Origin of the sequence: Ensifer sp. ZNC0028 (genome assembly GCF_000799055.1) — a bacterium.
GTDB lineage: Bacteria > Pseudomonadota > Alphaproteobacteria > Rhizobiales > Rhizobiaceae > Ensifer.
In genome coordinates, this window is sequence record NZ_JTLA01000046.1 from 22,835 (window position 1) to 38,015 (window position 15,181).

14 protein-coding genes and 1 riboswitch are annotated in these 15,181 nt (G+C 62.6%); of the genes, 6 read left to right on the top strand and 8 right to left on the bottom strand.

From position 1 onward, the window contains the following. Positions 1-5: 5 nt before the first annotated feature. The 7 genes from L981_RS11925 to L981_RS11955 all read right to left on the bottom strand — a co-directional run bounded on the left by L981_RS11925 (position 6) and on the right by L981_RS11955 (position 6,423). Positions 6-479: a 6,7-dimethyl-8-ribityllumazine synthase gene (locus L981_RS11925; RefSeq protein WP_043615772.1), complete on the bottom strand. Its 474-nt coding sequence runs from the start codon at positions 477-479 to the stop codon at positions 6-8. Positions 480-573: 94 nt separating this feature from the next. Beyond that, positions 574-724: riboswitch (FMN riboswitch) on the bottom strand. A gap of 154 nt (positions 725-878) precedes the next feature. Then, a complete protein-coding gene (locus L981_RS11930) occupies positions 879-1,220 on the bottom strand; it encodes a TfoX/Sxy family protein (protein WP_043615774.1) in 342 nt (113 codons plus the stop codon). A 96-nt stretch (positions 1,221-1,316) separates the two neighbouring features. Next, positions 1,317-2,378, bottom strand: a complete 1,062-nt coding sequence (locus tag L981_RS11935) for an ABC transporter ATP-binding protein (RefSeq protein WP_043615778.1) — start codon at positions 2,376-2,378, stop codon at positions 1,317-1,319. 10 nt (positions 2,379-2,388) lie between these two features. After that, a complete protein-coding gene (locus tag L981_RS11940) occupies positions 2,389-3,171 on the bottom strand; it encodes an iron ABC transporter permease (RefSeq protein ID WP_043615781.1) in 783 nt (260 codons plus the stop codon). Then, complete coding sequence (locus L981_RS11945) at positions 3,168-4,049, bottom strand: ABC transporter permease subunit (protein WP_043615783.1); 882 nt, start codon at positions 4,047-4,049, stop codon at positions 3,168-3,170. Before L981_RS11945 ends, L981_RS11940 begins: the two co-directional genes overlap by 4 nt. A gap of 184 nt (positions 4,050-4,233) precedes the next feature. Next, a complete protein-coding gene (locus L981_RS11950; protein WP_043615786.1) occupies positions 4,234-5,340 on the bottom strand; it encodes an ABC transporter substrate-binding protein in 1,107 nt (368 codons plus the stop codon). A 204-nt stretch (positions 5,341-5,544) separates the two neighbouring features. Beyond that, positions 5,545-6,423, bottom strand: a complete 879-nt coding sequence (locus L981_RS11955) for a MurR/RpiR family transcriptional regulator (RefSeq protein ID WP_043615788.1) — start codon at positions 6,421-6,423, stop codon at positions 5,545-5,547. 175 nt (positions 6,424-6,598) lie between these two features. On the opposite strand from L981_RS11955, the gene L981_RS11960 reads away from it, so the two are divergent. The 6 genes from L981_RS11960 (at position 6,599) to L981_RS11985 (ending at position 14,274) form a co-directional block, all read left to right on the top strand. Then, positions 6,599-7,372: an N-formylglutamate amidohydrolase gene (locus tag L981_RS11960; RefSeq protein WP_082005994.1), complete on the top strand. Its 774-nt coding sequence runs from the start codon at positions 6,599-6,601 to the stop codon at positions 7,370-7,372. A gap of 114 nt (positions 7,373-7,486) precedes the next feature. Beyond that, positions 7,487-9,034: an amino acid permease gene (locus L981_RS11965; RefSeq protein WP_043615794.1), complete on the top strand. Its 1,548-nt coding sequence runs from the start codon at positions 7,487-7,489 to the stop codon at positions 9,032-9,034. A gap of 149 nt (positions 9,035-9,183) precedes the next feature. Then, a complete protein-coding gene (locus L981_RS11970; protein WP_043615797.1) occupies positions 9,184-10,548 on the top strand; it encodes a glutamine synthetase family protein in 1,365 nt (454 codons plus the stop codon). A 213-nt stretch (positions 10,549-10,761) separates the two neighbouring features. Continuing rightward, on the top strand, positions 10,762-12,147 hold the full coding sequence (locus L981_RS11975) for an aldehyde dehydrogenase family protein (RefSeq protein WP_043615800.1): 1,386 nt from the start codon (positions 10,762-10,764) through the stop codon (positions 12,145-12,147). After that, positions 12,144-13,289 carry an iron-containing alcohol dehydrogenase gene (locus L981_RS11980; RefSeq protein WP_043615804.1) on the top strand — a complete coding sequence of 382 codons (1,146 nt, stop codon included), beginning with the start codon at positions 12,144-12,146 and terminating at the stop codon, positions 13,287-13,289. Before L981_RS11975 ends, L981_RS11980 begins: the two co-directional genes overlap by 4 nt. A 238-nt stretch (positions 13,290-13,527) precedes the next feature. Continuing rightward, a complete protein-coding gene (locus tag L981_RS11985) occupies positions 13,528-14,274 on the top strand; it encodes a ParA family protein (RefSeq protein ID WP_052201754.1) in 747 nt (248 codons plus the stop codon). A 40-nt stretch (positions 14,275-14,314) separates the two neighbouring features. On the opposite strand, the gene L981_RS11990 is transcribed toward L981_RS11985, so the two are convergent. After that, the gene (locus tag L981_RS11990; protein WP_082005990.1) at positions 14,315-14,893 is read right to left on the bottom strand and encodes an SIS domain-containing protein; all 579 of its coding nucleotides are present in this window, start codon (positions 14,891-14,893) and stop codon (positions 14,315-14,317) included. Positions 14,894-15,181: the final 288 nt, after the last annotated feature.

Consider the following 15,181-nt stretch of genomic DNA (forward strand, 5'->3'; position numbering starts at 1 on the left):
GCCGATCAGGCGTTGAGCAGCGCCAGCTTGGCGCGGGCGTCGAGGATCTGGGCGCAGGCGTTGGCCGCCTCCGTACCCTTGGTCACGAAGTGCTCGCGGAAGAAGGCGATCAGCGGTTCGCTTTCCTGGAAATTATGCGGCGTCAGCACGGCGGAAAGCACCGGCACGTTGGTGTCGAGCTGCACGCGCATCATGCCGTCGAGCACCGTGCCGGCGACGAAATCGTGGCGGTAGATGCCGCCGTCGACGACGAAGGCGGTGCCGAGGATCGCGGCATAGCGGCCGGTTTTGGCCAGCGTCTGTGCATGCAGCGGGATTTCGAGTGCGCCCGGCACGTCGAAGATCTCGACATCGGCCGCCGAGCCGCCGAGCTTCGTCCATTGCGCAACAAAGGCATCGACGCAGCGGTCGACGATATCGGCATGCCAACGGGCACGAACGATCGCGATCTTGGCTGTGGGGTGGGAAAGAATGGTCATGGTCTCAAGCCTTTCAGGGTTTGGCGTTTTTCCAATGATCCCGTCGGGCGAACATGCATGCGCGCGAGGTCCCTTCGCGGGAACCCACGTTGCTGCTTGCTCTCTTCCATCCGGACTGTGACCGTCGGCTCCGGAATCTGACCGGATCTGCTGACCCCTGGAGCGTAAGCTCCAAGGCGCTCGCGGGCTTCGGCCTTGCGACCGCTACCGCCGGTGGGGAATTTCGCCCCGCCCTGAGAACAACGCGACTATATAGGGCGACCGCGCGCGGTCAAACGCACGGTGCGACGAAAATGCCGGAAATCACGACAGATTTTTGCTTGTACGACGGAGCGACGGCAAATTCGTTCCCCGAAGTTGAGCCGTCTCGGCCGGTGGTCGAGAGCGGATGCGCGATGATCAGCGCAGATCGTCGTCTTCGGCGGCAAGCGCGCGATTGGCCCAATGGAGCAGTGCATCCCGGTCGTCGAGACAATCCTGCGGCGCTTCGTAGAAGCGATGCACGACCACCGTCTTTCCGCCCTTCGCGTAGCTGAAGGGCTGGCAGCCCTCGGCAACGAGCGCATCTTTCAGCGCCCGATCGACCCGAAAGTAAAGGCGATCCTTGATGTTGACGGCAAAGCGCTTGTCGGCAACGAGATAGGCCCAACCGCCGAAGAAGCGGTCTATCTGGACGGGTCCGATGTCGGAGAGCTCATCCTGGATATGCCTGACGAAGGCACTCGGCTCGGCCTTGGCCATGATCGCAATCTCGCGGTTTCCGGCTTAGTACAATGAGGCGTGGAATGACCGCTGGCGCCATAGGCGCCAGCGTCAGGAGCGGTTTGCTTGGGCTTTCTATTCGCGAATGACCAACAAGTCCTTGGCGGCAAAGCGCAGCGTGACGTTGTCGCCGGAAACCGGCGGGGCGACGCCCGGATTGTTGAACATGTCGAAGGAGATGACGTCGCCGCCGACGCGAAGGCGCGTACGGATGACCGAGCCGAGGAAGCTCGTCGAGACGACCTCGCCGGCTAGCGACGTGTCGCCCTTGGCACCTTCGGCGATCGAGCCTGCTTCGGGACGCAGCGCCAGCGAAATGCTGTCGCCGCCCTTCATGCCGGCAATCGGGTCCTTCAGCGCCACCTGCTGGTTGCCGATGGTGACCGAGCCTGCGGCCGGGTCCGCAACCTTGCCTTCGATGATGCTGAGCGTGCCGACGAAGGACGCGACGAAGCGGGTCGCCGGCGTGTTGTAGATCTCGAAGGGGGTGCCGATCTGGTCGGCACGGCCGGCATTCATGACCACGATGCGATCGGAGATCGACAGCGCCTCTTCCTGGTCGTGGGTGACGAAGACGGTGGTGATGCCGAGCTGCTGCTGGATCTGCCGGATTTCCTCGCGCAGCGACACGCGGATCTTGGCGTCGAGCGCCGAGAGCGGCTCGTCGAGCAGCAGCACCTGCGGCTTGACCGCAATGGCGCGGGCAAGCGCAACGCGCTGCTGCTGGCCGCCGGAGAGCTGGTAGGGGAAGCGGTCCGCCAGGTGCTCGAGCTTGATCAGCCCGAGCATCTGCTTCACCCTCGCGTCGATCTCCGACTTGTCAGTGCCTGCGATCTTCAGACCGAAGGCGACGTTGTCATGCACGTTCATGTTGGGAAACAGCGCATAGGCCTGGAACACCATGCCGATGTTGCGCTGGTTGGGCTTCAGCGAATTCTGGTCGCGGCCGTTGATGACGATCTGGCCGCTGGTCGGCGTCTCGAAGCCGGCGATCATGCGCAGCACCGTCGTCTTGCCGCAGCCCGATGGCCCGAGGAACGAGACGAACTCGCCCTTTTCGATGTTCATGTTGAAATCATGCACGACCTGAACCGGGCCGAAGGACTTCTTGATGCTGGTGAGTGACAGGAAACTCATGGGTCGGTCCTCAGGCCTTTGGAGGCGCGCTTTTCTGGAAGCGCGAAACGAGCTGGATGAGGCCGAGGCAGCCCCAGGTGATGCCGAATGCGATGACGGCGAGTGCGGCCGGCTCATAGGCGCGGTTGGCACCGAGAAGCTGCATGTACGGGCCGAAAGCCGGGCGGTTGAGCAGGGCGGCCATGGTGAACTCGCCGATGACGATGGCAAAGGTCAGGAAGGCGCCCGAAAGCACGGCGACGAGCACGTTCGGCAGGATGATCTTGGCAAGGATCGCCACCCAGCCGGCGCCAAGGCTCTGTGCCGCCTCGGTCAAGGTGGCGACATCGATGGTGCGAAGACCGGTGTCGACCGCGCGGTACATGTAGGGAAGTGCCAGCGTCGCATAGCCGAACATCAGCAGGATGTTGGTGCCGGTCAGCGAGCCCGTCAGCGGCAGCCAGCTCGAGGTGTTGTAGAGCCGGATGTAGCCGAAGACGATGACGATCGCCGGGATGACCAGCGGCAGAAGCGTGATGAACTCGATGATGGGACGCAGGCGCGGCAGCTTCAGCCGCACCCAATAGGCCGTCGGCACGACGAGCAGCACGCCGAAGAGGATGGTGAACAGCGCCTGCATCACCGAATAGGTGAAGGTCTCCTGGAAGCGTGGGTCGGCGAAGACCTTGGCGTAGGCGTCGAAGGAATACTCGCCGCGACGCATCTTGAGCGAGAAATTGGTCATGCCGATGAGCGGCAAGATGAAATAGAGGAGGCCGAAAACGAGGGCTCCCCACGCCCAGATCTTCTTCATTTCAGCCACCTTTCGCTGCGGCTGCGCAGCCAGATATAGATCGCGTTGGCGATGCCTGTGACGACGATCATGCCGAAGGCAAGGGCGTAGCCGAGATGAGGATTGCCGAGCACGTCGCCGCGGATCTGGGCGAAAAGCAGGATCGGGACGATCGACAGCGACGAGCCGGTGAGCGCGATCGCGGTCGCAACGGCGCCGAAGGCATTGGCAAACAGCAGCGCCAGCGTGCCGAGCAGCGATGGCAGCAGGATCGGGAAGGCGACCATGCGCCAATATTGCAGGCCGGTCGCGCCGAGGATTTCTGCGGCCTCGCGCCATTCGCGCTTCAGGCCGTCGAGCGCCGGCGTGATGATCAGGATCATCAGCGGGATCTGGAAGAACAGATAGGTGACCGTCAGCCCCCAGAAGGAGAGGAGGTTGAAGCCAAGCATCCTGAGGTCGAGACCGAAATTCGAGCGCAGGAAGACGGTGACGATGCCGACCGGGCCGAGCGTCGCGAGAAAGGCGAAGGCGAGCGGCACGCCCGCGAAATTGGAGGCGACGCCGGAAAAGGTCAAAAGCGGCCCGCGGATCCCCTTCGGCAAGCCGCCGAAGACGATGGCTGACGCCATGGCAAAGCCGATCAGGCAGCCGAGAAGGGCCGACGCGATGCTGATCTTGATGGAGATCCAGTAGGCGCCGAGGATCGACGGCGTGAACAGGCCGCGAATGTTGGCGAGCGTGAAGCCGCCATCGGGCGTCTGAAAAGCGCCGACCACGATCTTCATCGTTGGCAGAAGCAGGAACAGCGTCACGAAGGCGGCAAAGGGCAGGATGCCCAGCCAGTGAAGCGGTAGGCGACGCGCCGGCGGGCTGGCGTCGGGTTTAGCAGATGACATTCCGTTCGCGCCCCTGAAGCCGCGTTATCGACGCGGGCGTTATAGATGCTTGCAAGTGAGGCGGGAGGCTGGCGCAAAACCGCCAAAACGTATCCTTATCCCGCTCCAAGAACTTGAATTTCTTACGAATAACCTATGCGCCCCGGCCGGAAAACCGGCCGGGGCGACATGTCTGTGGAAAGGCTTACTGGACGTTCGCGCCGACGACGGCATCCCAGCCGCCGGTGACGGCAGCCTTGTTGGCGTCGACTTCTTCGAGCGTCGGGAAGTAGGCCTTCTCGTAAGCGGCTGCCGGCGGCAGGGCGTCGATCAGTTCCTGCGGAACCTTGCCGGCCTTGACCATGGCATTGAAGCGGGTCGGGTGGCAGAAGCCCTTGAGCCAGCCGAGCTGACCTTCGTCGGAATAGAGGTGCTCCATCCACAGCTTGGCAGCGTTCGGGTGCGGCGCGTAGGCCGAGATGCCCTGAACGTAGACGCCGGCGAGAACGCCGCTGGCCGGAACGACGACTTCCGTCGGCGGGTTGCCGTTGAGCGTCTTTGCCCAGCCGAGAGCGTTGTAGTCCCAGGCGACGACGATCGGGGTCGAGCCCTGGGCGAGCGTGCCGGACTTGCCGATGACAGGAACGAAGTTGCCGTTCTTGTTGAGTTCGGCGAAGTAGCCGAGACCGGCTTCACCGGCTTCCTTGCCGGACTTTGCGCCCTTGGAGAGGCCAGCGGCGAGAACGCCGAGGATCGCCTGGTTCGAGGCGCGCGGGTCACCGGCAAGAGCAACCTGACCGGCATATTCCGGCTTCAGCAGATCGGTCCAGTCCTTCGGTGCGTTCTGCACGAGGTCCTTGTTCACCAGGAAGGACATGACGCCGTAATAGTCGCCGTACCAGTAGCCTTCGGCGTCCTTGACGCTGTCCGGGATCTCGTCCCAGGTGGAGACCTTGTAGGGCTGCAGCAGGCCTTCGGCCTTCATCTGCGGACCGAAGGCGAGACCGACGTCGACAACGTCAGGAGCCTGCGGGCCCTTGTTGTCCTTGTTGGCCTTGACGGCTTCGACTTCGTCGGCCGAGCCAGCGTCCGGGTTCAGTTCGTTGACCTGGATTTCCGGATACTTGGCCTTGAAGGAGGCGATGACGTCGCCGTAGCCGCACCAGTCGTGGGGCAGGGCGATCGTGGTCAGCATGCCTTCCTTCTTGGCGGCTTCGATGAGCTCGGCGCTCGGCTCGGCAGCGGCGATTGCGGTCGTTGCCAGGAAAATGGCGGTGGAGAGCGAAAGCAGGCGTTGGGTTTTTGAAATCACTGGTGTTCTCCTTATGGGTTTAGTCAAATTCGTGGGGTTTCAGTCGATTTCGGCGAAGCTGTTAAAGAGATGCGATGAAAGTAATGTGACAGGGGTTTATCCGTTCGCGCCGCGTATGTCGTTGTAAGAACATTTCTTTTTTTGCTTCGGCGGGCCACTGTCGCATAACTGCATGAAATCCTGTGAACGTGTCGGCGAATTCTCCTAGACCGGTTTGCGAAAGATGCGGGTGGAATCGAACAGACCCTCGAGCGTTTTCATTCGATCCCGGGTCTCGTCCCAGTTCGAACTCTGTACGGCCTCGATCAAAGCCTCGATCAAGAACAGGATGACGACGGAGCTGTCCCAGGCGGACGGCACCTCGATCTGCGAGCGAAACACCCTGGAGGCGGACTTGGCGACCGGCGAACTCCAGCGATCGGTAAAAAGGATGATCTCGACGCCGCGCTCGCGGGCGGATTTGGCGAGCGTCACCATTTCCTGCTCGTAGCGGCGAATGTCGAAGAGAATCAGCACGTCGCCCTGGCGCATGTCGAGCACGTAATGCGGCCAGGCGCTGGCATTGGAGGCGATCTCGATGACACCCGGGCGGATGACCTGAAGGTGGGTGAAGAGATAGTCGGCGAGCGAGCGGGTGATGCGGCCGCCAAGCAGGTAGATGCTGCGCTTGCGGTCGGCGATGAGAGCCGCTGCCGCATCGAATTCCTGCGGCTCGATCTGGGTCAGCGTCTCGCGCAGATTGCTGGTGATCGCGTCGGCGAAGCGGTTGAGCGTGTGGGTGCCGGGCGCATTGGCGGCCCAGCGGTCGTGCTTGGCGATCGGATTGGAAATCGTCGCTTCCAGTTCCTGATGCAGCCGCGCCTGAAAATCCGGGAAACCGCGGAAGCCAAGCTTCTGCACCATGCGGGCGACCGTCGGGGTCGAAACGCCGGCGTTCTCGGCAACCGTGGTGATCGAACCGAGTCCCGAAACGGGATAATTGTCGAGAAGCGTCTCCGCCAATTGCTTCTCCGCGCGGGTCAGCACGGTGAAGTGGGCGTTGATCACATCCGACACGGTGGTGGACGTCGCCTTGCTGCTCAAATTGTCTCCCCTGAACCGATCTTAAGCCGGTTTGTGACAGATTAAACATCGCTGTCACAATTGGAGTCAATCGCAATTTTGAAGAGATCGTTTCAGATTTTGATTGACATGCGTCATCCTCTGAAGAATTCTTTTCATTAACGAACGTCTAACGGGGCAAGAGGGGATGCCGGTGTTGACGCGACTTTTGACCGAAGCAGATGGCGATCCGGTTGCGATCGAAAACGCCGCAGGCAAGGGCGATATCGTGCTCGTCTGCGAGCATGCCTCGCGCCTGGTTCCCGAACGGCTGGGCACGCTCGGCCTCAGCGAGCAGGCGCTCGAAAGCCATATCGCCTGGGACCCCGGCGCGCTTGCGGTCGCCAAGCTGCTTGCGGCAAAGCTCGACGGCTCGCTGATCTACCAGCGCTTCTCCCGCCTTGCCTATGACTGCAACCGCCCGCCGGAAGCGGACGCGGCGATGCCTGCCGTCAGCGAGGTCTACGAGATACCGGGAAATCGGACGATGTCGGCCGACGAACGCCAGGCGCGCGTCGACGAGATCTATCGGCCGTTCCACGATGCGGTCGCGCGGTTCGTGTCCGATCGCAAGGCCGCGGGACGCCCGCCTGTTCTCGTGACCATGCACAGTTTCACGCCCGTCTATTTCGGCAAGCCGCGCGCCGTCGAAGTGGGCGTCCTGCACGATGCCGACAGCCGGCTCGCCGACCACATGCTTGCGACCGCCACGAAAGGGCAGGTCGCCTACGATATCCGTCGCAACGAGCCCTATGGCCCGGCCGACGGCGTTACCCATAGCCTGATCGAATACGGCGTCCACAACGGACTGCCGAATGTGATGATCGAGATCCGCAACGATCTCATTCGCAATGACATCGGCCAAAGGGTCATGGCCGATTACCTGGAAGGGCTGCTGCGCAAGGGCTCGGCGGCACTTTCGGCACAATAAAAGACCCTGGGGAGCGGCGTTGCCGCGGTCCTGTTCCGGCCAGCCGGGGCAGGGTGGTTGATGGGACCCTGCCGCAATGGGGCGGTGTGGTCTGAAGAAATCAGGGGAAGAAAAATGCAAGACTACAGTGATTCAGACCAAAAGCAGGACATGAGTGTCTTGCACTCGATGGGCTACGCCCAGGAGCTCGAGCGGCGCATGAGCCAGTTCTCGAACTTCGCGGTGTCGTTCTCGATCATCTGCATTCTTTCGGGCGGCATCAACTCGCTCGCCCAGGCGACCGCAGGCGCGGGGGGCGCCGCGATCGGCATCGGCTGGCCGCTCGGTTGCTTCATTTCCTTCGTTTTTGCCGTTGCCATGGCACAGATCAGCTCGGCCTACCCGACGGCTGGCGGCCTCTATCACTGGGGCTCGATCCTCGGCAACCGCTTCACCGGCTGGCTCACCGCCTGGTTCAACCTGCTCGGCCTCGTCACCGTTCTCGGTGCGATCAACGTCGGCACCTACTACTTCTTCATGGGCACCTTCGGCACGCCGTACTTCGGGCTTGCGGATACGACGCTGACGCGCATCGTCTTCCTTGCCATCATCACCGGCGGGCAGGCACTGGTAAACCATATGGGCATCGGGCTGACAGCCAAGCTCACGGACTTCTCGGGCTACCTGATCTTTGCAACCGCGATCCTGCTTGCGGTCGTCTGCCTGGCCGCAGCCGACAGCTACGATATCACCCGTCTCTTCACCTTCTCCAACTATTCCGGTGAAGCGGGCGGCAATGTCTGGCCGGAAACCTCGGGCACCTGGGTGTTCCTGCTCGGCCTGCTGCTGCCGATCTACACGATCACCGGCTACGACGCCTCGGCGCATACTTCGGAAGAAACCGTCAAGGCCGCCCATTCGGTGCCGCGCGGCATGGTCTCGTCGGTGCTCTGGTCGGCGCTCTTCGGCTACATCATGCTGTGCTCGTTCGTACTCATGATCCCGAACATGGACGACGCCGCCAAACAGGGCTGGAACGTCTTCTTCTGGGCGATGGAAGCGCAGGTCCACCCCATCATCAAGGACATCCTCTACCTCGCCATCCTCGTCAGCCAGTGGCTGTGCGGCCTGGCAACGGTGACCTCGGTGTCGCGCATGATCTTTGCGTTTTCGCGTGACGGCGGCCTGCCGGCCTCCAAGGCGCTCGCCAAGGTGAGCCCGACCTACCGCACGCCGGTTGCGGCGATCTGGGTCGGTTCGATCCTCGCAGTCCTCTTCGTCTGGGGCTCCTCGCTCGTCTCGATCGGCGAAACCCCGGTCTACACGATCGTCGTCTCGTGCACCGTCATCTTCCTGTTCTTCTCCTTCGCGATCCCGATCACGCTCGGCCTCTTCGCCTGGGGAACCTCGAAGTGGGACAAGATGGGCCCGTGGAACCTCGGCGAGAGCATGTTCAAGCTGTTCGCCGTCCTGTCGATCATCGCGATGGTGCTGATCTTCATCCTCGGCGTTCAGCCGCCGAACGACTGGGCGCTCTACATCACCGTGGGCTTCCTGGTGCTGACGGCTCTGATCTGGTTCGGCCTTGAAAGCCGCCGCTTCCGTGGCCCGCCGATCGGCGACGAAGTGGCACGCCGCCAGGCGGAGATCGCCGCCGCCGAAAAGGCTGTCGGCCAGGTCTAAGCGACAACAACAAGGCGGGAGCGCGACCGCGACTTCCGCCTTTTCTTTTGCCGGAACCTTTCCGGTTGGTTGAACGGATCACGTTCACGCGGCCCAAAAATATCGTCACCAAGGGAACGGCCGCGTGACCAAACATGGGATGGAAGTTGATGAGCTATACGTTTGACGAGTTGAAGGAAGACGTCGCCGCCGGCCGCATCGATACGGTGCTCGCCTGCCAGGTCGACATGCAGGGCCGGCTGATGGGCAAGCGCTTCCATGCGCAGTTCTTCGTCGATGGCGCCTGGAAGGAAACGCATAGCTGCAACTACCTGCTTGCGACCGACATGGAGATGGAGACCGTTCCCGGCTACAAGGCGACAAGCTGGGAAAAGGGCTATGGCGACTATACGATGAAGCCGGACCTTTCGACGCTTCGTCGCATTCCGTGGCTCGAAGGCACAGCACTCGTGCTCTGCGACATGCTCGACCATCACACCCATGAGGAAGTGCCGCATTCGCCGCGCGCGATCCTGAAGAAGCAGGTGGCGCGGCTCGAGAAGATGGGCCTCAAGGCCTATATGGCGAGTGAGCTCGAGTTCTTCCTGTTCGACCAGTCCTATGACGATGCCCGCCAGTCCGGCTATCGCGACCTGCAGCTCGTCAGCGGCTACAATGAGGACTACCACATCTTCCAGACGACCAAGGAAGAGGACGTGATGCGGGCGATCCGCAACGGCCTGCAGGGCGCCGATATCCCGGTCGAGAATTCCAAGGGCGAGGCCTCGGCCGGCCAGGAAGAAATCAACGTGCGCTACGCCGACGCGCTGACGATGGCCGACCGGCATGCGATCATCAAGAACGGCTGCAAGGAAATCGCCTGGTCGCGCGGCAAGGCGATCACTTTCCTTGCCAAGTGGAACTATCAGGCTGCCGGTTCCTCCTCGCATATCCACCAGTCGCTCTGGAGTGCCGACGGCAAGTCGTCGAAGTTCTACGACGAGAGCGGCAAATACGGCATGTCGGAGATGATGCGCCACTATGTGGCAGGCCTTCTCACCCATGCGAGCGAGATCACATATTTCCTTGCGCCTTACATCAACTCCTACAAGCGTTTCATGGCCGGCACGTTTGCGCCGACCAAGGCGGTCTGGAGTAAGGACAACCGCACGGCCGGCTATCGCCTTTGCGGCGAAGACACCAAGGCGATCCGCATCGAATGCCGCGTCGGCGGCTCCGATCTCAATCCCTATCTGGCCTTTGCCGCTTTGATCGCGGCCGGCATTTCCGGTATCGAGAACAAGATGGAATTGGAAGCGCCCTTCGTCGGCGACGCCTATGGCGGCAAGGACGTACGCGAGATCCCGCGCACGCTGCGCGACGCGACTGCAGCGCTCAGCGAATCGAAGATGCTGCGCGACGCCTTCGGCGACGAGGTCATCGAGCACTACGCGCGGGCAGGGCGCTGGGAACAGGAAGAATACGACCGCCGCGTCACCGACTGGGAGGTCGCGCGCGGTTTTGAAAGAGCGTAAGCAGGGCACCGCGCTTGCCTCTCTCCTCGGGTTTAACCCGAGGACTAACCCTCTCCCCGCTCGCGGGGAGATGGGACCTGCCCTGCGAATAGGGCTTGGCTGGGAGAAACAGTGCGGCATATTTCCTTCACCCCGCTTGCGGGGAGAAGGTGGCCGGCAGGCCGGATGAGGGGCTGCCTCAGCAATTCGAATGGAACAAACAGGAAGACGATCATGAGCATGATCAAGTGCATTTCGCCTGTTAATGGCGAGGTCTACGCGGAACGCCCGGCAATGCCGCTGGAAATGGCAAAGCAGGTGGTTTCGCGCGCCCGCCAGGCGCAGAAGGCCTGGGCGCGCCGTCCGCTCGACGAGCGCGTCAATCTGGTGTTGGCCGGTGTCGCCCGCCTCAACGAGATGGTCGACGAGGTGGTGCCGGAGCTTGCCTGGCAGATGGGCCGGCCGGTGCGCTATGGCGGCGAGTTCAAGGGCTTCAACGAGCGCTCGAACTATGTCGCGACGATCGCAGCCGATGCGCTGAAGCCGCTGGTGATCGAGGAGAGCGACCGCTTCGAGCGCCGCATCGCCCGCGAGCCGCATGGCGTCGTCTTCGTCGTGGCGCCGTGGAACTACCCCTACATGACCGCGATCAACACGGTCGCTCCGGCGCTGATGGCCGGCAACACGGTGATCATCAAGCACGCGAGCCAGACGATCCTCGTCGGCGAGCGCATGGTGCGCGCCTTCGTCGAGGCCGGCGTGCCGGCCGATGTCTTCCAGAACATCTTCCTCGACCACGAGACGACCGCGGCGCTGATTGCGGCCAGGAGCTTCGACTTCGTCAACTTCACCGGTTCGGTCGAAGGCGGACGGTCGATCGAGCGGGCTGCCGCCGGCACGTTTACCGGCCTTGGCCTCGAGCTCGGCGGCAAGGATCCGGGCTACGTCATGGAAGATGCGGATCTCGACGCCGCCGTCGACACGCTGATGGACGGCGCCACCTACAATTCCGGCCAGTGCTGCTGCGGCATCGAGCGCATCTATGTGCACGAAAAGCTTTATGACGCCTTCGTCGAGAAGTCGGTCGCCTGGGTTTCCAATTACAAGCTCGGCAACCCGCTCAACCCGGAAACGACGCTCGGGCCGATGGCCAACAAGCGCTTTGCCGCCACCGTGCGCGAGCAGATCGCCGATGCTGTTGCCAAGGGCGCCAAGGCGCTGGTCGACCCGAAACTCTTCCCTGCCGATGACGGCGGCGCCTATCTCGCGCCGCAGGTCCTCGTCAATGTCGACCACTCCATGGCCTTCATGCGCGAGGAGACCTTTGGCCCGGCGGTCGGCATCATGAAGGTGAAGAGCGACAGCCAGGCGATCGAACTGATGAACGACAGCCAGTACGGCCTGACGGCCTCGCTCTGGACGAAGGATGCCGAGCGCGCCGCACGCATCGGCGCCGACATCGAGACCGGCACCGTGTTCATGAACCGTGCCGATTATCTCGACCCGGCGCTTTGCTGGACCGGCGTCAAAGAGACCGGCCGCGGCGGCTCGCTCTCGGTCATCGGCTTCCAGAACCTTACCCGTCCGAAATCCTACCATCTGAAGAAAGTCACCGCATGACCATCACCGCCAACTGGAGCTATCCGACGTCCATCAAGTTCGGGGCCGGCCGGATCAAGGAGCTTGCCGACCATTGCAAGGCGGTGGGCATGAAGAAGCCGCTGCTGATCACCGACCGGGGCCTCGCGCCGATGGCGATCACGCAGAACGCACTCGACATTCTCGAGTCTGCCGGCCTCGGCCGGGCGATCTTTGCGGATGTCGATCCGAACCCGAACGACGTCAACCTTGCAGCCGGCGTGAAGGCCTTCAAGGACGGCGGCCATGATGGCGTCGTCGCCTTCGGCGGCGGCTCGGGCCTCGATCTCGGCAAGTGCGTCGCCTTCATGGCCGGGCAGAGCCGCCCGGTCTGGGACTTCGAAGACATCGGCGACTGGTGGACGCGCGCGAGCGTCGAAGGCATTGCGCCGATTATCGCGGTGCCGACGACCGCCGGCACCGGCTCGGAAGTCGGCCGCGCCAGCGTCATCACCAATTCGGCAAGCCACGTGAAGAAGGTGATCTTCCATCCGAAGTTCCTGCCGGCAGTCACGATCTGCGATCCGGAACTGACGGTCGGCATGCCCAAGGTGATCACCGCCGGCACCGGCATGGATGCCTTTGCCCATTGCCTGGAAGCCTATTCCTCGCCCTTCTACCACCCGATGTCGGCCGGCATCGCGCTTGAAGGCATGCGGCTCGTCAAGGAATACCTGCCGCGCGCCTACAAGGACGGCGCCGACATAGAGGCCCGCGCCAACATGATGAGTGCGGCCGCCATGGGCGCCGTTGCCTTCCAGAAGGGGCTCGGCGCCATCCACTCGCTGTCGCATCCTGTTGGAGCCATCTACAACACCCACCACGGCATGACCAATGCCGTGGTGATGCCGCCGGTGCTGCGCTTCAACCGCCCGGCGATCGAGGACAGAATAGTGCGCGCCGCCGCCTATCTCGGCATTTCCGGCGGCTTCGACGGTTTCTACGACTACGTGCTGAAGCTGCGCGAGGAACTCGGCGTTCCGGACAAGCTGTCGGCCCTCGGCGTCGGCACCGACCGGATCGACGAGATGTCGGAAATGGCGATCGTCGACCCGACGGCTGGCGGCAACCCGGTCGAGCTCACGCTCGACGCGGCGAAGAAGCTCTTCCGCGAGTGCATCTGAACGATTTCCGACGCCTTTGCCGCCTGGCGAAGGCGTCGGCCGCCCGGTTTAGTTAACCCAAAATACCACTTGCCATTGCGGGCGATCTGTCACCTAATCGTCATCGAACTGTCACGTTTCGGGCTCGCGGAGCGTTTTCTTTACGCTTTGTTTACCGCGGTCTGGAACGCTTGCATTAGGGTGTGCGTATGTATTGGCCCCGCGAAAATCCGGGCCTGCGTTGAGTTAGGGTCGACCGATGGCGATTGTTTCCCTCGCGAATGCGAAGGGGGGAGCCGGCAAGACTACGGCAGCCTTGCTGCTTGCCTGCGAATTGGCACGGCGCGGCGATCGCGTTGCGGTTCTTGATTGCGACCCACTCGCCTGCATGACCGACTGGTTCCGTCACGGCCGCAACGATGGCAATCCCTTCGTTCTCTCCGGTGTCGCGACCACGACGCTCAGCGATCATCTCCGGCGGTTGCGCGGGCAGGTCGAGCACGTGATCATCGATCTCTCCGGGGCGGCCGACGTACTGGTGGCGCTGGCGATCGGGCTTTCGGACCTGACGCTGATCCCGGTACAGGGTTGCGTCATGGATGCGCGCGGCGCCATCCAGGTGCTGGACCTGATCCGCTACATCGAAAACAACGCGCGCGCCAACATCAACCATGCCGTGTTCCTGACCCGCGTCAACCCGATCGTCACGACGCGGGCGATGCGCCGGGTCAAACTGCTGCTTTCGGAGAACCGCATCCGGCTCGTCGATACCCCGCTCGTCGAGCGCACCGCCTTCCGCGAACTCTTCGAACAGGGTGATACGCTCTCCTCGCTCGATCCCGCGAAGGTCAGCAATCTTGCCAAGGCGCAGGCCAACGCCCAGGCGTTTGCCAGTGACGTGCTGACGCTGCTCAGCCCGGCAGGCGAGGAAGTACGGCACGGGCCGTTCTCGTCGATGTGCTATCGCGCCGGCAGGACGGCGGAGCCGGTTCCCGCGCGGGCCTGACATCGCTCTCGCCGGTTTTGCATCCCGTCGGCTTCGCCCATCATACGTTGTCGAGACGGGCCAACCGCCCCAGGTAGCCGCCATGGTGGCGCGCGCCGTACTCGCTTCGGGTAAAGCCCCTGGCTTCCATGACGGCCATCGCGATGGCGTCGCTTACCGCCAGCATGACCGCGATGCTGGAGGTCGGCGTCATGCCGATCGGGCATCCGGCCTCTTCGACGTCTCCCATATTGAGGATGATGTCGCAGCTCTCCCGCAACAGAGAATCCGGGTGCGAGGTTATGCCGATATGCTTCGTGACCCCGAGGTGGCTCGAAAGCTCGATGATCTCCAGCACCTCCCGGGACTTGCCGCTGGTGGAAAACGCGATCATCACGTCGTTCTTGCCGACCACGCCAAGGTCGCCGTGTGCCGCTTCCGCGGGATGCAGGTAGACGGCCGGCGTGCCGGTCGAACACAGGGTTGCGGCGAACTTGTTGGCGATGTGGCCGGCTTTGCCGATCCCGGTCGTCAGCACTTTTCCCTGGCATTCCAGGATGACGCGGGCAGCCTCTTCGAAATGCTCATCGATCGCGACCGCAAGGATTGCCGAAGCCTCGGCTTCGAGAACCTGTCGCATACGTTGTCTGATATTCAAAGACATAGCCTTTCGCACGCAGAGGAATGGACGGGCGGCCACAAGGACCGCGCCGCGTTTTCTTACAACCTTTCTTTGCAAAAGGCATCCTGCAACCCGACGCAATCACCTCGACCGCTCCTGTGCGGGGCCGCTGAATTTCGCGGCTGCGGGCAGGGCTCGAACGGCCCGACTGTCAGGTTTGACGTGCCGGCGTTACCGTTTCGTTAACCATCTTCTGTAAGGTTTCGTTAAGAAGCGAACCACCAGCCCTGCGCTCCGTGGTTCGCG